The 262-nt window shown below is 45.4% G+C and carries 1 pseudogene; it reads right to left on the bottom strand.

The annotated features are described in order from the left end of the window. Positions 1-262 (bottom strand): annotated as a pseudogene (locus tag PZC42_RS24870) (hypothetical protein); the annotation flags it as partial.

Raw genomic sequence — 262 nt, 5'->3', positions numbered from 1 at the left:
CAAACAATTCCCCAGCCGGTTGCATCATTTCAATCTGTGTACGAGGCTTCTTATCGCTTGGATTATACGCATCGTATGGTAAGTCATAACTGTCATTTTCAGCCGTGTAATAACGCTCGTCAAACCCAGCTGACGCAATCAACTTCGTAATTGCTGGCAACAAATTACGGGCTGAATCTTCAATCAAAATTGACTTCAACGGCTTACGATCCAAGAAACGCGTGGCCAAATCTGCCAAGATTGCATCATCAGCCAGGCGCCA

The sequence above is a fragment of the Isoptericola croceus genome (assembly GCF_029382255.1).
Classification (GTDB): domain Bacteria; phylum Actinomycetota; class Actinomycetes; order Actinomycetales; family Cellulomonadaceae; genus Isoptericola; species Isoptericola croceus.
Note: the sequence above shows the minus strand (reverse complement) of the source record. Positions and strands in the feature narration are given on the sequence as shown.